Source organism: Pseudomonas sp. IT-P258, from assembly GCF_949767825.1.
Lineage (GTDB): Bacteria > Pseudomonadota > Gammaproteobacteria > Pseudomonadales > Pseudomonadaceae > Aquipseudomonas > Aquipseudomonas monachiensis.
In genome coordinates this window covers 1-17,753 of sequence record NZ_CATKPU010000023.1, presented here as the reverse complement: position 1 = coordinate 17,753, position 17,753 = coordinate 1, and the positions used below count along the sequence as shown (strand labels likewise).

Annotated in this window: 22 protein-coding genes; 17 read left to right on the top strand and 5 right to left on the bottom strand. The window is 60.6% G+C overall.

What is annotated here, in order from left to right; genetic code table 11:
• The first annotated feature begins 10 nt into the window (after positions 1-10).
• Positions 11-163: a hypothetical protein gene (locus ACM6G4_RS10985; protein ID WP_414913678.1), complete on the top strand. Its 153-nt coding sequence runs from the start codon at positions 11-13 to the stop codon at positions 161-163.
• A gap of 239 nt (positions 164-402) precedes the next feature.
• Here the strand turns inward: ACM6G4_RS10985 and ACM6G4_RS10980 are convergent, their stop codons facing one another.
• Positions 403-1,083, bottom strand: a complete 681-nt coding sequence (locus ACM6G4_RS10980; RefSeq protein WP_223541491.1) for an SOS response-associated peptidase family protein — start codon at positions 1,081-1,083, stop codon at positions 403-405.
• Positions 1,084-1,290: 207 nt separating this feature from the next.
• Here ACM6G4_RS10980 and ACM6G4_RS10975 point away from each other — a divergent pair, with 207 nt between their 5' ends.
• Together ACM6G4_RS10975 and ACM6G4_RS10970 are read left to right on the top strand one after the other, a co-directional pair.
• Positions 1,291-2,190, top strand: coding sequence for a polysaccharide deacetylase family protein (locus ACM6G4_RS10975; protein WP_223541492.1), 900 nt, complete (start codon positions 1,291-1,293; stop codon positions 2,188-2,190).
• A gap of 119 nt (positions 2,191-2,309) precedes the next feature.
• Positions 2,310-2,549 (top strand): DUF1652 domain-containing protein, encoded by a 240-nt coding sequence (locus ACM6G4_RS10970; protein WP_056723537.1) that lies wholly within the window; start codon positions 2,310-2,312, stop codon positions 2,547-2,549.
• A 6-nt stretch (positions 2,550-2,555) separates the two neighbouring features.
• Here the strand turns inward: ACM6G4_RS10970 and ACM6G4_RS10965 are convergent, their stop codons facing one another.
• Entirely contained in the window at positions 2,556-3,440 is an 885-nt protein-coding gene (locus ACM6G4_RS10965; RefSeq protein ID WP_414913658.1) for a LysR family transcriptional regulator, read from the bottom strand.
• 124 nt (positions 3,441-3,564) lie between these two features.
• On the opposite strand from ACM6G4_RS10965, the gene ACM6G4_RS10960 reads away from it, so the two are divergent.
• The 9 genes from ACM6G4_RS10960 to ACM6G4_RS10920 all read left to right on the top strand — a co-directional run bounded on the left by ACM6G4_RS10960 (position 3,565) and on the right by ACM6G4_RS10920 (position 11,827).
• Positions 3,565-4,704, top strand: coding sequence for a muconate cycloisomerase family protein (locus ACM6G4_RS10960; protein ID WP_056723540.1), 1,140 nt, complete (start codon positions 3,565-3,567; stop codon positions 4,702-4,704).
• A gap of 10 nt (positions 4,705-4,714) precedes the next feature.
• Positions 4,715-5,005, top strand: coding sequence for a muconolactone Delta-isomerase (gene catC / locus ACM6G4_RS10955; RefSeq protein ID WP_008053771.1), 291 nt, complete (start codon positions 4,715-4,717; stop codon positions 5,003-5,005).
• Positions 5,006-5,057: 52 nt separating this feature from the next.
• Positions 5,058-5,987 carry a catechol 1,2-dioxygenase gene (gene catA / locus ACM6G4_RS10950; RefSeq protein ID WP_056723545.1) on the top strand — a complete coding sequence of 310 codons (930 nt, stop codon included), beginning with the start codon at positions 5,058-5,060 and terminating at the stop codon, positions 5,985-5,987.
• Positions 5,988-6,182: 195 nt separating this feature from the next.
• Entirely contained in the window at positions 6,183-7,142 is a 960-nt protein-coding gene (locus tag ACM6G4_RS10945; RefSeq protein WP_414913657.1) for an AraC family transcriptional regulator, read from the top strand.
• Positions 7,143-7,346: 204 nt separating this feature from the next.
• Positions 7,347-8,711: a benzoate 1,2-dioxygenase large subunit gene (gene benA / locus ACM6G4_RS10940; RefSeq protein WP_409079278.1), complete on the top strand. Its 1,365-nt coding sequence runs from the start codon at positions 7,347-7,349 to the stop codon at positions 8,709-8,711.
• Complete coding sequence (gene benB / locus ACM6G4_RS10935; RefSeq protein WP_414913656.1) at positions 8,708-9,196, top strand: benzoate 1,2-dioxygenase small subunit; 489 nt, start codon at positions 8,708-8,710, stop codon at positions 9,194-9,196. Before benA ends, benB begins: the two co-directional genes overlap by 4 nt.
• 10 nt (positions 9,197-9,206) lie before the next feature.
• Positions 9,207-10,220, top strand: coding sequence for a benzoate 1,2-dioxygenase electron transfer component BenC (gene benC, locus ACM6G4_RS10930; protein ID WP_414913655.1), 1,014 nt, complete (start codon positions 9,207-9,209; stop codon positions 10,218-10,220).
• A 92-nt stretch (positions 10,221-10,312) separates the two neighbouring features.
• Entirely contained in the window at positions 10,313-11,086 is a 774-nt protein-coding gene (locus ACM6G4_RS10925) for a 1,6-dihydroxycyclohexa-2,4-diene-1-carboxylate dehydrogenase (protein ID WP_414913654.1), read from the top strand.
• Between the two features lie 42 nt (positions 11,087-11,128).
• Complete coding sequence (locus ACM6G4_RS10920; RefSeq protein WP_223541495.1) at positions 11,129-11,827, top strand: alpha/beta hydrolase; 699 nt, start codon at positions 11,129-11,131, stop codon at positions 11,825-11,827.
• 3 nt (positions 11,828-11,830) lie between these two features.
• On the opposite strand, the gene ACM6G4_RS10915 is transcribed toward ACM6G4_RS10920, so the two are convergent.
• Positions 11,831-12,193, bottom strand: coding sequence for an NUDIX hydrolase (locus ACM6G4_RS10915; RefSeq protein ID WP_414913653.1), 363 nt, complete (start codon positions 12,191-12,193; stop codon positions 11,831-11,833).
• Between the two features lie 219 nt (positions 12,194-12,412).
• On the opposite strand from ACM6G4_RS10915, the gene ACM6G4_RS10910 reads away from it, so the two are divergent.
• Positions 12,413-12,613 (top strand): SPOR domain-containing protein, encoded by a 201-nt coding sequence (locus tag ACM6G4_RS10910; protein WP_056723560.1) that lies wholly within the window; start codon positions 12,413-12,415, stop codon positions 12,611-12,613.
• Positions 12,614-12,664: 51 nt separating this feature from the next.
• Here ACM6G4_RS10910 and osmE read toward each other — a convergent pair whose 3' ends face one another.
• Together osmE and ACM6G4_RS10900 are read right to left on the bottom strand one after the other, a co-directional pair.
• Positions 12,665-13,015 carry an osmotically-inducible lipoprotein OsmE gene (osmE, locus tag ACM6G4_RS10905; RefSeq protein ID WP_414913652.1) on the bottom strand — a complete coding sequence of 117 codons (351 nt, stop codon included), beginning with the start codon at positions 13,013-13,015 and terminating at the stop codon, positions 12,665-12,667.
• 13 nt (positions 13,016-13,028) lie between these two features.
• Positions 13,029-13,268 (bottom strand): hypothetical protein, encoded by a 240-nt coding sequence (locus tag ACM6G4_RS10900; protein WP_046043505.1) that lies wholly within the window; start codon positions 13,266-13,268, stop codon positions 13,029-13,031.
• A 252-nt stretch (positions 13,269-13,520) separates the two neighbouring features.
• On the opposite strand from ACM6G4_RS10900, the gene ACM6G4_RS10895 reads away from it, so the two are divergent.
• The 4 genes from ACM6G4_RS10895 (at position 13,521) to ACM6G4_RS10880 (ending at position 17,255) form a co-directional block, all read left to right on the top strand.
• Complete coding sequence (locus ACM6G4_RS10895; RefSeq protein ID WP_056723564.1) at positions 13,521-13,856, top strand: hypothetical protein; 336 nt, start codon at positions 13,521-13,523, stop codon at positions 13,854-13,856.
• A 162-nt stretch (positions 13,857-14,018) separates the two neighbouring features.
• Positions 14,019-15,308, top strand: coding sequence for an NAD(P)/FAD-dependent oxidoreductase (locus ACM6G4_RS10890; RefSeq protein WP_056723566.1), 1,290 nt, complete (start codon positions 14,019-14,021; stop codon positions 15,306-15,308).
• Positions 15,309-15,333: 25 nt separating this feature from the next.
• Complete coding sequence (locus ACM6G4_RS10885) at positions 15,334-15,888, top strand: helix-turn-helix domain-containing protein (RefSeq protein ID WP_414913651.1); 555 nt, start codon at positions 15,334-15,336, stop codon at positions 15,886-15,888.
• A 20-nt stretch (positions 15,889-15,908) separates the two neighbouring features.
• Positions 15,909-17,255, top strand: coding sequence for a glutamine synthetase family protein (locus ACM6G4_RS10880; protein WP_223541496.1), 1,347 nt, complete (start codon positions 15,909-15,911; stop codon positions 17,253-17,255).
• Positions 17,256-17,753 lie beyond the last annotated feature (498 nt).

The window sequence follows — 17,753 nt, the reverse complement described above, 5'->3', positions numbered from 1 at the left end:
AGGAAGAGAGGTGAACATGGCCAATGAACCCAAGCAACCGGACCTGGAAGAAGACGAGGACGAACCCACGGAAGAAGAGATTGAGCAACAGAAGCGTTCGATACCGGACTGGAAGCATCCTGACGACGGTAAGGAACTGTCAGAGCCTGATCGCAAGTTCTGACCGGCACGGGAATACAACGAAGCCCCGCCATTGAGCGTAATGCTGCTCACTTAAGGACGAACACTGTATCTGTGGCGAGGGAGCTTGCTCCCGCTGGGGCGCGAAGCGGCCATAAAAATAGGACTGCTGCGCAGTCCAACGGGAGCAAGCTCCCTCGCCACAGGTTGCTTATTGTTTGCTCTATCTCCTAAGTGAGCAGCCTTACGCCATTGAGCGGGGCTTTGTCGTTATTGACAGGTTCATGGAACTTCCTTGATCAGCGCGGCGCCCTGGTTCCTGACATTGCCAACGGCCCTGTCAACCTTGTACCACTCGAACACATCACTGACCTCGCCCTGGGATAACGCCATTTCCTCGGCTCGTTCCTTGGGCGTGGCAGGGTCCAGCCATTCCCGCGCCAGCTCGGGCGAGAACACCACCGGTCGGCGGTCATGCACGTCAAGCAGGCCGCCTGCGCTGTCGGCCGTCAGGATGACGAAACCGTCGTGCTCCCTGTGAGGCGCTCCGCCGATGGGGTACTGGCCGATGGCCGCGCAGAAAGCCGGGGCGCGATTGCGTCGTCGAATCAACCACGGTTGTTTGTTGCCGTCGCCGGCGTCGACCCATTCGAACCAGTTATCAATCGGGCAGATCGCGCGATGGGGCCAGATCGCCCGGAAGTACGGGCCGTGGGCGACTTTCTCGACCCGGGCATTGACCGGCTCCGTGCGATCCGTTGCCCAATGCGGTCGCCAACCCCAGCGCACGGCGTCAGCGTGCAGCCGCTCGTTCTCCAGGTGCAGCAGGGCGAGTTGCGTGGTGGGGGCGGCGTTATAGTGCCCCAGGGGTTCGTTGCCGACGTGATTGATCAGCGCGTCGGGGATGCTCAGCACCGCTACGAAGTCGTGGATTCCACGGTATTGCGACAGTCGTCCGCACATGGCCTGACACTCCGGTTAAGACGCTCCGACCGAAGCTTTGAGTTTAGTAGCTCGTGACGAAACGGGCCTGGCAAGCACCGGAACCAAACCCTGTGTACCCTATCCAACCTCGACCCGTCGTCTCGATGCGGGCCGACGACGGATGAGCGATCGAAGGATCCTTGCCCTTTGAAGTATCGACCGTGATGGTCTGGCCCAAGGCAAAAGATGAAACCATTGTTCAAGTGTTTAACGGTGTGTGCCCTGGCAGTGGGTCTGCTGGGCTGTATCGCCGCACCGATCGAAATGACTCCCCGGACCGAACAGCGTTTGCAGGCGCAACCCCCCATCCGGTTTCTGCTGACCTTCGATGACGGTCCCAGTGCATCGAGCTGGTGGAACCCGACCGTCACGGTATTGGAGAGCCTGGCGCGAAATCCGCTGCAGCCGGACATCAAGGCCGTGTTCTTCGTGCAAACCCGCGCTCCGCGAGCCGGTGGCAGCGAATTGGGCCGGGACATCATGCGTCGTGAACATGCCGAAGGTCATATCCTGGGCTTTCACACGGCGACACCCTGGCACACCAATCATCGCTCCCTTGACCCGCCAGCGTTGGAGCAGGCCCTCACCGATGGCAGCGCCGACATCGCCGCGATTACCGGCGCCCGGCCAACCCTGCTGCGCCCGCCATTCTGGAACTACGACAAGCGTACCTTCGCCGCTTATCAGCAGCATGGCCTGCATGTACTGCTGACAGATTTGAGCGCCAATGACGGCAAGATCTGGGGCTTCAATGCCAGCCCCCGGCGCCGGTCGCACATGCTGCGTTCGATGTCCGAAGTTCGCGAACGCATTGCCCGCGGTGAGTTGCCGGTGGTCGATGGCGTGATTCCGGTGGTGGTGACCTTCCACGACCTCAACCGCTATACCGCCCGGCATACCCGTGAGTACCTGCAGATTCTGCTCGACAGCGCCCGGGAGACCGGGGTGAAAACCGCCGACAAGCCGTTTTACGACGATCAGGCCGCGCTACAGCGGGCGGCCATGGCACGAACCGTGCGCGACGGTTCGCAGCCGGTCGAATTGCCGGGGTTCTGGAACTGGATCTGGGGGGGGAATTCCCACTGAAAGGCCGGAAATGCGAGGGGTATAACAAAATTGACGGCAATTTACTGGCGCAAAATCGGCAAAGTGTAACTATGCTGAAACGGCTCCAATCGAATTGACTGTCGCCCGAGGGACCGGCCATGCTTCCGATTTCAGTGCTTTGCAACATCGTAGAGTCCGGTTTTGAGCCGCTGTCGTGCGAGTGCACGGAGAATCTCGGACTGCTGCGCATCGAAGTCTGCGACCCCGTCACCAAGCGAGTGGAGCTGTTGATCAGCGGCGTGTCGACGGCGGAGCTGACCAGCGTGCGCGCCATTTCTGACTTTGTCGGCGAATTGCGTACCGAGATGAAGGCGGGGCGCCGGGCGTTTGCCGGCTGATTGTTGTCAGCTTCGCGGTAGCAGCTCATCAATCATCCGCAAACAATGGTTCAACCCCGGCGAGACATCGCCCACCCGTCGGCTGAGAATGATCGGCGAGGTGGCGTTGTCCTCCAGCAGCGGGGTGAAGCCGATGTCGTCGCGGTGCAGCAACTGCACCGAGGCCGGTACCAGCGTGACCCCGATTCCTGCCCCCACCAGCCCGATCGCCGTTTGCAGTTCGTTGGTCCATTGCGCGACGTGGATGCTCACGCCGTAGGATTCGAACAGGGCAATCACATGGTCGGCGTAACTCGGCCGTGGATTGCCGGGGTACAGCACAAAGGGTTCCCTGGCCAGATCCCGCAGGCTGATGGGCCCTGCAAGTAATGGATGACCGGCGGGCAGGGCGGCGACCAGGCGGTCCTCGGTGAGCACGGTCTGGATGATGGCCGGGTCGTCGATACGGATCCGGCCGAAACCGATGTCGATGCGCCCGGCCTTCAACGCCTGCACCTGTTGCAGGGTGGTCATTTCCGAAAGCCCCAGCTCCAGTTCCAGCGGTTCTCCACTGCGTAACCGCCGGATCAGTTCCGGCAGCACGCCATACAGTGTCGACGGCGCAAAACCGATACCCAGCCAGGTTTTCTCACCCAACCCGATGCGGCGTGTGTTGTCGCAGACCTTGTTCAGTTGTTCGAGCAGGGCGGTGGAGTGTTCATGGAAAAACCGCCCGGCGTCGGTCAGCTTCAGCGGCCGGCCGCGCTCGAGCAGCATCACCCCCAGTTCGTCCTCCAGCTGCTGGATCTGCCGGCTCAAGGGCGGCTGGGCGATGTGCAGCAACTCGGCCGCGCGGGTGAAGTTGAGGGTTTGAGCCAATACCTGGAAGTAACGTAGGTGCCGCAGTTCCATGGAGCCTCCAGCCAATCAGTTGCATACCTTTAAGGTATCAAGTCAGACCAATTCTATATTGGCTTCAGGAAAAAAGCCGTACGAGAATCGATTCCAGAACTTCAAGAACCTGACGGGTATCGAAATGCTTGCAACAGCCATTGAGTCGATCGAGACGATCATCGTCGATCTGCCGACCATCCGCCCACACAAGCTGGCGATGCACACCATGCAGAACCAGACCCTGGTGATCATCCGCGTGCGTTGCGCCGACGGCATCGAAGGCATCGGCGAATCCACCACCATCGGTGGCCTGGCCTACGGCAATGAAAGCCCGGACAGCATCAAGACCAACATCGACACGCATTTCGCACCGCTGTTGATCGGCCAGGACAGCAACAACGTCAACGCGGCCATGTTGCGCCTGGAGCGCAGCATTCGCGGCAACACCTTCGCCAAATCCGGTATCGAAACCGCACTGCTCGATGCCTTGGGCAAACGCCTCGGTCTGCCGGTCAGCGAATTGCTCGGCGGCCGTGTTCGTGATGCACTGCCGGTGGCCTGGACACTGGCCAGCGGCGACACCGAAAAAGACATCGCCGAAGCGGAAAAAATGCTCGACCTGCGTCGCCACCGCATCTTCAAACTGAAGATCGGTGCCGGTGAGGTCAACCGCGACCTGGCCCACGTCATCGCCATCAAGAAAGCCTTGGGTGACCGCGCCAGTGTGCGGGTTGACGTCAATCAGGCCTGGGACGAAGCGGTCGCGCTGCGGGCCTGCCGGATTCTCGGCACCAACGGCATCGACCTGATCGAACAACCGATCTCGCGCAACAACCGCGCCGGCATGGCTCGCCTCAACGCCATGAGCCCGGCGCCGATCATGGCCGACGAATCCATCGAATGCGTGGAAGATGCGTTCAATCTGGCCCGCGAAGGCGCGGCTTCGGTGTTCGCCCTGAAGATCGCCAAGAATGGTGGCCCCCGTGCCGTATTGCGCACCGCCTCGATCGCCGAAGCGGCCGGCATCGCCCTGTATGGCGGCACCATGCTTGAAGGCGGCCTGGGCACCATGGCCTCGGCTCATGCCTTCGTCACCCTGAACAAACTGGCGTGGGACACCGAACTGTTCGGCCCGCTGTTGCTGACCGAAGACATTCTCAGCGAACCGCTGGTGTATCGCGATTTTGAACTGCACGTGCCGAACACCCCGGGTCTGGGCCTGAGCCTGGATGAAGAGCGCCTGGCGTTCTTCCGCCGCGACAAGACCATTCATCAAGCCTGAGGAGAGCATTATGCTGTTCCACGTAAAAATGACCGTGAACCTGCCGGTCGACATGAATCCCGAAGCGGCAGCCAAACTCAAGGCTGACGAAAAAGCCCTGGCCCAGCGTCTGCAAGAGCAGGGCAAGTGGCGCCACCTGTGGCGCATCGCCGGACACTACGCCAACTACAGCGTGTTCGATGTCGACAGCGTTCAGGAACTGCATGACCTGCTGATGCAATTGCCCCTGTTTCCGTACATGGCCATCGAGATCGATGCGATGTGCCGGCATCCTTCTTCCATCCGTGACGATGACCGCTGAGCCCAGCCTGTTCAGCGCGCTACGCTAATAATTACAAGATGAGGAACCCAGAATGAACGTCAAGATTTCCCACACTGCCGAAGTCCAGAAATTTCTCGAAGAGGCCAGCGGCCTGCTCAACGACGCCGGCGACCCACGGACCAAGGCACTGGTCTACCGCATCCTGCGTGATTCGGTGAACATCATCGAAGACCTGGCGGTGACCCCGGAAGAGTTCTGGAAAGCCGTCAACTACCTCAACGTGCTGGGCGCGCGCCAGGAAGCCGGGCTGGTGGTGGCCGGTCTCGGTCTGGAGCACTACCTCGACCTGCTGATGGACGCCGAAGACGAGCAGGCCGGCAAGTCCGGCGGCACGCCGCGTACCATCGAAGGTCCACTGTACGTGGCGGGCGCGCCGCTGTCGGAAGGCGAAGCACGTCTGGATGACGGCGTCGATCCGGGTGTGACCCTGTTCATGCAAGGCCGCGTATTCAACACCGCTGGCGAACCTTTGGCCGGCGCCGTGGTAGACGTCTGGCACGCCAACACAGGCGGTACCTACTCGTACTTCGATACCACGCAGTCGGAATTCAACCTGCGTCGCCGCATCGTTACCGACGCCGAAGGCCGCTACCGTTTTCGCAGCATCGTGCCGTCGGGCTACGGCTGCCCACCGGACGGTCCGACCCAGCAACTGCTCGATCAACTGGGCCGTCATGGCCAGCGCCCGGCGCACGTACACTTCTTCATTTCCGCGCCGGATCATCGCCACCTGACCACCCAGATCAACCTGGATGGCGAGAAGTATCTGCATGACGATTTCGCCTACGCCACCCGTGATGAGCTGATCGCCAAGATCACCTTCAGCGATGATCAGCAGCGTGCGGCGGCCCACGGTGTGAGCGGGCGCTTTGCCGAAATAGAATTCGATTTCACCCTGCAGTCCTCGGCCCAGCCTGAAGAACAGCAGCGCCACGAGCGGGTTCGCGCACTCGAGGATTAATCGCAAATCCATGTGGGAGCAGCTTGCTCGCGAAAGCGGAGTGTCAGTCAACGTTGATGTTGAATCGGACGCCCCCTTCGCGAGCAAGCCCGCTCCCACAAGGGGTTTTGGTTAACTGTCTGGAAAACCTCAAGGGACTGACGCACTGTTCTAGAATGCCCCGACGCAACCTATAACAACAATGAGAGTGACCCGATGATGCAAGCTCAACTGTTGAGTCAGCGCAGCAGAGTATTCGACCATGCCGACCCGTACGCGGTGTCGGGCTACGTCAATCAGCATGTCGGTAACCACTGCATTCTCATGCCTCGCGCCGGCAGCCCGCTGGCCAGTCTCGATCATCGCAAGTTCGCCAGCCTCGACCTGTGCCGCATCAGCTACGGTGCCAGTGTGCGCGTGACGTCCGGTGCGCTGGACAGCATTTATCACCTGCAAGTGCTGCTGCGCGGCAATTGCCTGTGGCGCGGCCACGGCCAGGAGCATTACTTCGCCCCCGGCGAGTTGCTGCTGATCAATCCCGACGATCCGGTGGACCTGACGTACTCCGACGATTGCGAAAAATTCATCCTCAAGGTCCCGACCCGTTTGTTTGAATCGGTCTGCGATGAGCAGCGCTGGCGCTATCCGGGGCAGGGCGTGCGGTTTCTGGAAAACCGTTATCAGCTCAATGAACTGGAAGGTTTCGTCAACCTGTTGGGGATGATTTGCCAAGAGGCCGAGTCCACCGAGCAGATCCCCAGGGTGCAGGAGCATTACACGCAGATCATCGTCAGCAAGATGCTCAGCCTGATGAAAACCAATGTCTCTCGCCTGGAACTGGGCTCGCAGACGGCCACGTTCGAAGCGATTGCCGATTACATCGCCAATAACCTCAAGCAGGACATCGACAGCGAAGAGCTGGCGCGCCAGGCGCACATGAGCCTGCGCTCGCTGTATGGCCTGTTCGAGCGCAATGCCGGCCTTACGCCGAAAAACTACCTGCGCCAGAAACGCCTGGAACGCATCAACGCCTGCCTGAGCGACCCGACCTGCAACGTGCGCAACGTCACCGAAGTGGCGATGGACTACGGCTTCCTGCACTTGGGGCGGTTCTCCGACAGCTACCGCAAGCAGTTCGGCGAATTGCCGTCCGATACCCTCAAGCGCCGTCACTGAATCAATATTCCCTGTAGGAGCTGCCGAAGGCTGCGATCTTTTGATTTTGTTTTTTAAGACAAGATCAACGGATCGCAGCCTTGGGCAGCTCCTACGGGCTTATCTGCACAAAACGGATAAAGGTCTGCACCCCGCGGATATTCCAGCCTGCCTCCCCGTCCTAGCATGACCCCTGCCTGAACAATAACAATGGAGGCGGCGGCCATGACCCTGCGACCCGAATACGTGCATTCCCTGCTTGAAGACGATCCCGAGCAGGGCCTCTATCGCTGCAAACGCGAGATGTTCACCGATCCCCGGTTGTTCGATCTGGAGATGGAACACATCTTCGAGGGCAACTGGCTGTACCTGGCCCACGAAAGCCAGATCCCCAACATCAACGACTTCTACACCACCACCATGGGGCGCCAGTCGGTCTTCATCGCGCGCAACAAGGACGGTGTGCTCAACGCTTTCATCAACGCCTGCAGCCACCGTGGCGCGACCTTGTGCCGGCACAAGTCCGGCAACAAGAGCTCCTACACCTGCCCGTTCCACGGCTGGACCTTCAACAACTCCGGCAAGCTGCTCAAGGTCAAGGATCCGGCCAACGCCGGTTACCCGTCGAGCTTCAACTGCGAAGGCTCCCACGACCTGACCCGCGTCGCGCGTTTCGAGTCCTATCGCGGTTTCCTGTTTGGCAGTCTCAAGGCTGATGTTTTGCCGCTGGTCGAGCACCTGGGCGAATCGGCGAAGATCATCGACATGATCGTCGACCAGTCCGCCGATGGCCTGGAAGTGCTGCGCGGTTCCTCCAGCTACATCTACGAAGGCAACTGGAAGCTCACCGCCGAGAATGGCGCCGACGGCTACCACGTCAGCTCCGTGCACTGGAACTACGCGGCCACCCAGAACCAGCGCAAGCAGCGCGAGGCCGGCGACAGCAATCCGACCATGAGCGCCGGCAGCTGGGCCAAGCAGGGCGGTGGTTTCTATTCCTTCGACAAGGGCCACATGCTGCTCTGGACCCGTTGGGCCAACCCCGAGGACCGTCCGCTGTACGAGCGCCGCGATGAACTGGCGCAAGACTTCGGCAAGGCCCGCGCCGACTGGATGATCGAGAATTCGCGCAACCTGTGCCTGTACCCGAACGTGTACCTGATGGACCAGTTCAGCTCGCAGATCCGCATCGCCCGGCCGATCTCGGTCAACCGCACGGAAATCACCATCTACTGCATCGCCCCCAAAGGCGAGAGCGACCACGCCCGTTCCAGCCGGATTCGCCAGTACGAAGATTTCTTCAACGTCAGCGGCATGGCCACGCCGGACGACCTGGAGGAATTCCGCTCCTGCCAGACCAGCTACCAGGGCAGCGTCACCACCTGGAACGACATGTCCCGGGGTGCCGAGCACTGGATCGAAGGCGCTGACGAGGCCGCGAAAGAGATTGACCTGCATCCGCTGCTCAGTGGCGTGCGCACCGAAGACGAGGGCCTGTTCGTGCTGCAACACAAATACTGGCAGCAGACCATGCTCAAGGCCCTGGCGGCCGAGCAGTCGAAACTGATCGCCGTGGAGGACGTGCAATGAGTATTTCCTTTGATGCCGTGCGCGACTTTCTCTACCGAGAAGCACGCTACCTCGATGACCGCCAGTGGGACGAATGGCTGGAAATGTACGCCCCCGACGCGACGTACTGGATGCCGTCCTGGGACGACAACGATGAGTTGACCGAAGACCCACAACGGGAAATCTCGCTGATCTGGTACGGCAACCGCACCGGCCTGGAAGACCGCATCTTCCGCATCAAGACCGAGCGCTCCAGCGCCAGCGTGCCGGACACCCGCACCTCCCACAACATCAGCAACATCGAGCTGCTCGAACAGGCCGACGGCGTGTGCAAGGTGCGCTTCAACTGGCACACCTTGAGTTTTCGCTACAAGACCGTCGACAGCTATTTCGGCAGCAGTTTCTACACCCTCGATGTGCGCGGTGAGAACCTGCGGATCTTGGCCAAGAAAGTGATCCTGAAGAACGACTACGTTCGCCAGGTCATCGATGTTTATCACTTGTGAGACTGCCGTCATGACCCATTCCATTGCGTTCAACTTTGAAGACGGCGTCACCCGGTTCATCGACGCCAACGTCGGCGAAACCGTGGCCGATGCCGCGTACCGCCAGGGCATCAACATCCCGCTGGACTGCCGCGACGGCGCTTGCGGCACCTGCAAGTGTTTTGCCGAAGCCGGTCAATACGATCTGGGCGAGGAGTACATCGACGACGCCCTCAGCCCGGAAGAGGCCGCGCAGGGGTTTGTCCTGACTTGCCAGATGCGTGCGCAGAGCGATTGCGTGGTGCGGGTGCCGACGTCCTCCGAGGTCTGCCGCACCCGTCAGGCCAGCTACGACGCCACCATCAGCGCCGTGCGCCAGCTGTCCGACAGCACCATCGCGCTGTCGATCAAGGGCGAAGCCCTGAGCAAGCTGGCGTTCCTGCCAGGGCAATATGTGAACCTGGGGATTCCTGGTAGCGAGCAGACTCGTGCCTATTCGTTCAGCTCGTTGCAGCGCGATGGCGAGGTCAGCTTCCTGATTCGCAACGTGCCCGGCGGCCTGATGAGCAGCTTCCTGACCGGCATGGCCAAGGCCGGCGACTGCATGAGCCTGGCCGGTCCCTTGGGCAGCTTCTACCTGCGCGACATCCGTCGGCCGCTGTTGCTGCTGGCCGGTGGCACCGGGCTGGCGCCGTTCACCGCGATGCTGGAAAAGATCGCCGAGCAGGGCAGCGATCACCCGCTGCATTTGATCTACGGCGTGACCCACGATTTCGACCTGGTGGAAATCGACCGCCTCGAAGCCTTTGCCGCGCGCATCCCCAACTTCACCTTCAGCGCCTGCGTCGCCAGCCCCGAGAGCCAACACCCGCTCAAGGGCTATGTGACCCAGCACATCGAGCCGAAGCACCTGAACGATGGCGACGTCGACGTCTACCTGTGCGGCCCGCCGCCGATGGTCGAGGCGGTCAGCCAGTTCATTCGCGAACAGGGCATCGCGCCGGCCAACTTCTACTACGAAAAGTTTGCTGCCAGCGCGGCGTGAGTCGCACACGAACTCCCGGTGTCGGTAAAGACCCAATGTGGGAGCGGGCTTGTGTTTCGACCGATACATCGTCATTGACCGATGAGGTACACATGAACAGATTCCACGAAAAAGTCGCCCTGATCACCGGCGCCGCCCAAGGCATCGGGCGGCGGGTGGCCGAGCGCATGGCCGCCGAAGGGGCGAAGCTGATCCTGGTGGATCGCTCCGACCTGGTGTTCGAAGCCCAGCAGCAGTTGGCGTCAACCACCCAGGTACTGGCCCTGACCGCCGACCTCGAGCAATACGAGGAATGCAGTCGGGTGATGCAAACCGCTGTCGAGCGCTTCGGTCGCCTCGATGTGCTGGTCAATAACGTCGGCGGGACGATCTGGGCCAAGCCGTTCGAGCACTATGAAGCGTCGCAGATCGAGGCCGAGGTTCGTCGTTCACTGTTCCCGACCTTGTGGTGTTGCCATGCCGCGCTGCCGTTCATGCTGGAGCAGGGCAGTGGTGCGATCGTCAACGTATCCTCCATCGCCACCCGTAGCCTCAACCGTGTGCCCTACGGTGCGGCAAAGGGTGGGGTCAATGCCTTGACCGCTTGTCTGGCGTTCGAAACCGCCGGTCGCGGCGTGCGGGTCAATGCCACGGCGCCGGGCGGCACCGAAGCGCCGCCGCGACGCATACCCCGCAACGGTGCCGAGCAGAGTGAGCAGGAAAAACTCTGGTACCAGCAGATCGTCGACCAGACCCTCGACAGCAGTCTGATGAAACGCTACGGCACCCTGGATGAGCAAGCGGGGGCTATTCTGTTTCTGGCCAGCGACGATGCGTCCTATATCACCGGCATGGTCATGCCCGTGGGCGGTGGCGATCAGGGCTGAGGCGAGCGGCGAACAACCCCTTCGGCGAACGGAGTCATGGTGATGAGTGACAAACCCACGATCGTGCTGGTCCATGGTTTCTGGGGCGGTGCCGCCCACTGGAACAAGGTCATCGTCAAGTTGCTCAGCCGGGGTGACACGCACATTCGTGCCGTCGAGTTACCGCTGACGTCCCTGGCCGAGGATGCCGAGCGCACGCGCAAGATGGTTGCCCAGGTGCCCGGTCCGGTGCTGCTGGTGGGGCATTCCTATGGCGGCGCGGTCATCACTGAAGCGGGTGATTTGCCGAACGTGGTCGGGTTGGTGTACATCGCCGCGTTCGCCCCGGACGCTGGCGAAAGTCCCGGTGGCATCACGCAACGGCACCCGCCTGCGGCAGCGGCAAACCTGACCCCGGATAGCGACGGTTACCTGTGGGTCAAGCCCGAGCTCTACCACGAGAGCTTCTGCCAGGACCTGCCGGCGACCGAAGGGTTGGTCATGGGCCTCACCCAGAAAGCACCGCTGGCGAGCACCTTTGGCGACACCATTGGCACGGTGGCCTGGAAGAACAAGCCATCGTGGTATCAGGTTTCGACCGCAGACCGGATGATCGCGCCTCAGAACCAGCAATGGATGGCGGCGCGGCTCAACGCCCGGGAGATTCTGACCTTGCATGCCAGCCACGCATCATTGGCTTCGATGCCCGCCGAAGTGGCGGCGTTGATCGACAGGGCCGCGACGGCGTTGGCCAAAGGCTAGGGCCTACAGGCGGCGCACAAAGGTGCCGACAATACTGCGCATGGTGTCGCTGATGTTCAGGTTGTGGACCGCATCCAGAGGGTGCCAGATGCAATCGGTGATTTCGTTCAGCGGCCGCAGTTGCTCAAGGTTCAGTACCGACACCTCGAATACGTGATGTCGGGTGTCGTCCGATTCCAGCTCCAGCACGTACACCAACTCGTCGACCCGCAAGCCGGTTTCCTCCCGCAGCTCGCGAACAGCGGCATCGGCGGCGCTTTCACCCCGTTCAAGCTTGCCGCCGGGCAACGTCCAGCGTCCTCCACGCTTGCGTACCAGCAGTACATGCCTGTCCTGCTCGCAGATGATCGTTGCGCGTACTTTCATGGATTACCCGATGTCCGTTGTCATGGAAAAGGCATGCAAATGCAGCATTCGGGCCAGGGCCGCGATTGTGCTGCTATCTGGGTAATTTGAGCGGCCGACGCGACGAAAAGTGCAACCGAAAGAAGGAATTTCCATGGCGACGGCTGGTCGGTATTTTGGACAAGGGTGGGTGTAAGGTTAGCAAGTCAACCTGATATCACTGCCCAAAAGGAGGTGACTATGAGTGTTCCGATGCTGAACAAAATGCACATGAACGGTTACGACGTACTCAGTGTGAACCACGGCCCCTGGCGGGTGTGCACCCAGGGCGACCGACTGGGCTCGTTTGCCAGTCGAGAAGAAGCACTGGCGTTTGCCGCTTCGTTGCCCGGCTACAGGGCGCGTACTGGCAAGCCTGCGGGCAGCCATCAGACAAAATGAAATCAGGCCAGAAGCCCCGGTTCTCCGGGGCTTTTTCATGATGCTACGACGCTAGTAGCCACCACCTCCACCGGCGCGGGAGGGCTCCCGGGCCTTAAGCTGCGTATTGCTCCATTGCGCGCAGGTCATGAAACTCTTGTGGTCGACCATGCCCCGGCCGTCGAAGCTGACATTGAACGCTTGTTGATGGCCGGACTGAGTCAGCCTGTAGTCAAAGCACGTGCCGGGTTCGGCGGTACGGTCGCTGACCGTCAGGGGCTGGCCGCCGATTTGACGGACTTGCTCCTGGGTCATGCCGGTGTCGACTTTCGCGACCAGAGGCTGGTCCTGGTAGATCGAGTTGGTGCTGCAGCCTGCCAACGCGGTCAGTACGACGACCAGCGTAATTAGAGGCCTGTTCATGGCAGCGCTCCCGCTATTGAGCCTTGTTGCGGCTAATAACCTTGGCTTTCACTTCCTCGGCGTAGCCGGACAGTTTTGCTTCATCGCCCTGAAACAAGGCGCACAGCTTCTGAACGGCTTGCGCGTCGATGTCATTGCCAAGCAGGCGCAATTGCTGCTCGATGCGCAACAGCTCCACGGCCGACCAGCGCAAATCTGACGCAAGCCCCTGTAGATCGCGCCGAAGTTCCTGTTCCGATTCGTTAAGCCACATAATGACCTCCTGAATGCTTCATTCAGGAATTTTAGACCTGTTTACCGGGCCGGATGTTATGTTCGTCTGATTGAGCGGGGTTTCCTTTGGTCGGGGAAATAAGCGTGAACATGACAGTACGCTTTCCTGCTTTATCTGAAAGCAAGGAACTAAACGGGCAAAGTGATATCAATGAAAGTCGCCGAATCGTTGGGGATGGCTGTAGGGACGATGGCGAGCTACATTTTCTTTTTTCGAATTAAAGGAAGCAGCATGCGGATGTTGATGGGAGGGGTCGCGCTGGCATTACTGGCCGGGTGTTCGTTGCCGGCGTCGCTGGTACCGGGCGAGCCAAATGTCAGCAAGCAGAGCGAAAAAACGCCAAAAGAGTATGCGGCGTGTGTGTTGCCTGCCTGGAAAAAGGAAGTATCGAATACCACTCAGGTTTCGATATCCAATGGATACCGCATCACGGCGCCCAGCGTGATCACGGCCGACGAAGTGCTGGATATCGTGAAATACAAGGACGGCAGCCGGGTTTCGCTCTATCAGGGGCCACCTTGGGCCAAGTCAGGCGACCTGCGCAAAATCGTGCGCGACTGTTTGTAAGCGCGGGAGGGTGAAAATCGGTCACCGACCGTTTTTCGACTCAATTGAGAAAAAACCGGATGCCTGGCGTGCATCCGGTTTTTTTTTGCGTGCCATTTGCCTGTGTGAAATTTACCGTGTATTTTTTCATGAAATTAAAAATACAAAATTTCACGAGGCCGTATGTTTCAGCAATCTACCCGGCATGTCGCCAGTTACTACGCCCATACCTGCGCCGATCGTCTGGTCGATCGAGCCGCACTGGAAGGTGAGCAAGACACCGAAGTGCTGATCATCGGGGCCGGCTTCAGTGGATTGCACACGGCTTTGCGCCTGGCGCTGGCCGGCAAGCGCGTGACCTTGCTCGAAGCCAGCCGGGTGGCCTGGGCCGCGTCCGGGCGTAATGGCGGGCAGGCGATCCTCGGCTGGTCGTGCGACATGCCACCGCTGGAAGCGGCGCTGGGTTACGAACGGGCGCGGCGCCTGTGGGACGGCATGCGCTGGGCCGCGCGGGAACTGCGTGACTTGCCTGGCCGCCATGAGTTCGATTGCGACTACCGCGCCGGTCATCTGTGGACCTCGGTAATGCCCCGTCGGGTAGGCCTGCTGACCGAATGGCAACACGAGGCCAGCCACAAGTGGGGCCACGACAAACTGCAATTTATCGAGCGCAGCGAATTGCCCCGGTGGGTTGCCAGCGAGCGTTATCAGGCCGGCCTGTTCGATCCCGAAGGCGGGCATTTGAATCCGCTGAAACTGGCCCTGGGCCTGGCCGATGCGATCGAGCGTGCCGGTGGCCGCATCCATGAGCTAAGCAAGGCGCTGAGCTATGGCGAGGAGGGCGACGGGTTTGTGGTGACCACCGAGCGTGGTCGTATTCGCGCCGATGTGCTGGTGCTGGCGTGCAACGCTTACCTCGATCGACTCGATCCGCAACTGGCCAGTTGCGTGTTGCCGGTCGGGACCTATCAAGTCGCGACCGCGCCGCTCTCCAAGGAGCAAGCCACCGCGCTGCTGCCAAGCAACGTGTGCGTGACCGACAACCAGTTCGTACTCGATTATTTCCGTCGCACCCCGGATAACCGCCTGCTGTTCGGCGGTGGTTGCACTTACCTGGGCGGCATGCCCAAGGACATCGCCGCCGCGACCCGGCCGTTCCTGGAGCGCGTGTTCCCGCAACTCACCGGCGTCGATCTGGAGTTTGCCTGGGGCGGCCACATCGACCTGACCCTCAAGCGCACGCCGGATATCGGCCGGCGTGGCGATCTGTACTGGATGCAGGGGTATTCCGGGCATGGCGTGCTGCCGACACTCGCCGCGGCGCGGGCGGTGTCCGACGCGGTACTCGGCCAGCCCGACGAATTGTCCCTGTACCAGGGCCTGAACAACGGCAGTTTTCCCGGCGGCAAATACCTGGCCGCGCCACTGGAAGCCATCGGCAAGGCCTGGTATCGACTGCGCGACAGCATTTGAAGCGACACTTTCTGGAAGCCTCTAGATGGACATGCAAGAAGAAATCTCGGCGCTGGCGATCCTGATCCAGGACCTGCGCAAGCACAAGAAATACACCCTCAAGGAACTGGCGGACAAAATCGGTCGTTCCGTGGGGTTTCTATCCCAGGTCGAGCGTGGCCTGTCGCGCCCGACCGTGGCGGACCTGACCGCCATCAGCGAAACCCTGGGGGTGCCGACCACCTATTTCTACAGTCTGCCCAAACCCATGGCCTTGTCCTGGGTCACCCGCCCGGACGAACGCCGCACGCTGTACTACGCCGACGGCATCACCGACATCCTCGTTTCGCCAAAGATGCGCGCGTCCTTTTCGATGCTCGAAAGCCAGCTCGAAGCCGGCGCCAGCAGCGGCGACCGGCACATGAAGGACAGCTCGGAGCAGGGCGGTTATGTCCTGGAAGGGCAACTGACCCTGTGGCTCGACGACAACGAACCGGTGACCCTGCATCCCGGTGACAGCTTTCAACTGGCCAGCCATGCGCACTGCCGCTACGGCAACCTGTCCGACCAACTGACCCGCGTGCTTTGGGTTTACACCTGATAACAACAAGGACCAAAACGATGGATGCTGTGTGCTCTGAACTGCTGGCCGAGGTTCGCAACTTCCGCCACTGCAACCCCGAAGTGCGTTACGTCGACCTGATATCCCTGGACATTCCGGGGCATTTCTACGGCAAGCGCTACCCGATCGAGATGCTGGAAAAAGTCGCTGCCGGCAGTGCCCTGAAGCTGCCGCAGAACTGCGTGCTGCTCGGCACCCAGGGCGGACTGTTCAAGATCGGCGATTACTGCTTCAACGATGGTGACCCGGATGCACTGCGCCGTTTGGTGCCTGGCACCTTGAAGTTGGTGAGCTGGGAAAAGCAGCCCTTGGGCCAGATGCTGATCACCTCCGACGGCACCGAAAAACCCATCGAATTCGAACCCCGCGAAGTGCTGGCGCGGGTGCTGGAGCGGCTCAAGCGCAAGGGCATTTTCCCGGTGGTGGCCTTCGAACTGGAGTTCTACCTGTTCGACAGTCGCTTGAAGGACGGCTTGCCGCAATTTCCCCGTGATGAGCTGAGTGGCGATGCCGACGATCAGCCGAACATGCACATCGAACGCCTGTCGCGCTTCGCCCCGGTGCTCGATGAAATGGTCGAGACCGCGCGAGCCCAAGGCGTCGATGCCACGGTGATCACCGCCGAACTCGGCCCGGGCCAGTTCGAAATCAACTTCGGCCATTGCGATGACGGCCTGCGCGCCGCCGACTGGGCTGCCCTGTTCTGTCGCAGCACCCGGGGCGTGGCGCTCAAGCACAACTACCGCGCCAGCTTCATGGCCAAACCCTACTTGCAGCACCCCGGTAGCGGCATGCACGTGCATGTCAGCCTGTATGACCAGGCCGGCAACAACCTGCTGGCGGCGAACGGCCAGCGGGCGCTGCGCCATGCGGTGGCCGGTTGCCTGGATGTGTTGCCGCACTGCATGCCGATCTTTGCCCCGAACCACAACGCCATGCGCCGCTTGAGCGGCACGGTGAACGTCGCGTCCCGCGCCAGTTGGGGCTTCGAGGATCGCGATGCCTGCTTGCGTATTCCGGAGTCGGACATCAAGAATCTGCGCATCGAACATCGCCTGGCGGGCGCCGATGCCAACCCCTATCTGGCGTTGGCGGCGATTCTGGTGGGGCTGGAACAGGGTCTGGAAGGGGAGCGCGAGCCGATTGCACCGCTCAACGAAGACCGCGGCAGTGGCATCGATTTTCCGCTGGAAATGCTTGAAGCCGTGCAGTCCATGCAAAATCATGCATCGCTGCGCGAAGGCTTGGGGGCAGAGTTCGTGGACGTCTATTGCGAAAACAAGCGTCAGGATCATCTGGCATTTCTGCATGACATCAGCGCGCGGGAGTATCGTTGGTTCTTGTAGTTCTCCCTTAAAAAATATGTGGATATTGAAGGGGTTAGAAGGATTAGTAACCGGATAGTGAATAAAAATATCTTGTTACAGGCCGAAATATTCCGTAATATCCGCGCCGCGTTCACCACCACGGTTTATGCATTTTTAAATCCCGGGCGTCCATCAGCTGCCTGGGATTTTTTTTGCCTGAGATTTGAGACCGCAATGGCGCCCCCTCATGGCTATCAGCCGAGCGGCCGGACAGGCGGGGTTTGTCTCGATTCAATGCACTTGACCACTGGCCGTCTCCGGTCGATTGGCTGAGGAAGTGTCACAGCCGATCAAGGCCGCGGCCAATATATAGATCAGTAAATACTCAGGCTTCACCGAACAATCTCCATTCGATGTTTTCCTCTTTGACGGTCATTCGGTCGGCGAGCAAGAAGCGGCAAAGACGATGCTGAACATTCAGGGTCGGCATGATCTCGCCCTTCTCGAAGCGCCGGGGCTCGCCTTTTTCCAGGCGCG

Bases quoted from the DNA above. Each gene is read 5' to 3' on its own strand.
- ACM6G4_RS10980 (WP_223541491.1), bottom strand. From the start codon at position 1,083: ATGTGCGGACGACTGTCGCAATACCGTGGAATCCACGACTTCGTAGCG.
- ACM6G4_RS10975 (WP_223541492.1), top strand. From the start codon at position 1,291: ATGAAACCATTGTTCAAGTGTTTAACGGTGTGTGCCCTGGCAGTGGGT.
- ACM6G4_RS10970 (WP_056723537.1), top strand. From the start codon at position 2,310: ATGCTTCCGATTTCAGTGCTTTGCAACATCGTAGAGTCCGGTTTTGAG.
- ACM6G4_RS10965 (WP_414913658.1), bottom strand. From the start codon at position 3,440: ATGGAACTGCGGCACCTACGTTACTTCCAGGTATTGGCTCAAACCCTC.
- ACM6G4_RS10960 (WP_056723540.1), top strand. From the start codon at position 3,565: ATGCTTGCAACAGCCATTGAGTCGATCGAGACGATCATCGTCGATCTG.
- catC (WP_008053771.1), top strand. From the start codon at position 4,715: ATGCTGTTCCACGTAAAAATGACCGTGAACCTGCCGGTCGACATGAAT.
- catA (WP_056723545.1), top strand. From the start codon at position 5,058: ATGAACGTCAAGATTTCCCACACTGCCGAAGTCCAGAAATTTCTCGAA.
- ACM6G4_RS10945 (WP_414913657.1), top strand. From the start codon at position 6,183: ATGATGCAAGCTCAACTGTTGAGTCAGCGCAGCAGAGTATTCGACCAT.
- benA (WP_409079278.1), top strand. From the start codon at position 7,347: ATGACCCTGCGACCCGAATACGTGCATTCCCTGCTTGAAGACGATCCC.
- benB (WP_414913656.1), top strand. From the start codon at position 8,708: ATGAGTATTTCCTTTGATGCCGTGCGCGACTTTCTCTACCGAGAAGCA.
- benC (WP_414913655.1), top strand. From the start codon at position 9,207: ATGACCCATTCCATTGCGTTCAACTTTGAAGACGGCGTCACCCGGTTC.
- ACM6G4_RS10925 (WP_414913654.1), top strand. From the start codon at position 10,313: ATGAACAGATTCCACGAAAAAGTCGCCCTGATCACCGGCGCCGCCCAA.
- ACM6G4_RS10920 (WP_223541495.1), top strand. From the start codon at position 11,129: ATGAGTGACAAACCCACGATCGTGCTGGTCCATGGTTTCTGGGGCGGT.
- ACM6G4_RS10915 (WP_414913653.1), bottom strand. From the start codon at position 12,193: ATGAAAGTACGCGCAACGATCATCTGCGAGCAGGACAGGCATGTACTG.
- ACM6G4_RS10910 (WP_056723560.1), top strand. From the start codon at position 12,413: ATGAGTGTTCCGATGCTGAACAAAATGCACATGAACGGTTACGACGTA.
- osmE (WP_414913652.1), bottom strand. From the start codon at position 13,015: ATGAACAGGCCTCTAATTACGCTGGTCGTCGTACTGACCGCGTTGGCA.
- ACM6G4_RS10900 (WP_046043505.1), bottom strand. From the start codon at position 13,268: ATGTGGCTTAACGAATCGGAACAGGAACTTCGGCGCGATCTACAGGGG.
- ACM6G4_RS10895 (WP_056723564.1), top strand. From the start codon at position 13,521: ATGCGGATGTTGATGGGAGGGGTCGCGCTGGCATTACTGGCCGGGTGT.
- ACM6G4_RS10890 (WP_056723566.1), top strand. From the start codon at position 14,019: ATGTTTCAGCAATCTACCCGGCATGTCGCCAGTTACTACGCCCATACC.
- ACM6G4_RS10885 (WP_414913651.1), top strand. From the start codon at position 15,334: ATGGACATGCAAGAAGAAATCTCGGCGCTGGCGATCCTGATCCAGGAC.
- ACM6G4_RS10880 (WP_223541496.1), top strand. From the start codon at position 15,909: ATGGATGCTGTGTGCTCTGAACTGCTGGCCGAGGTTCGCAACTTCCGC.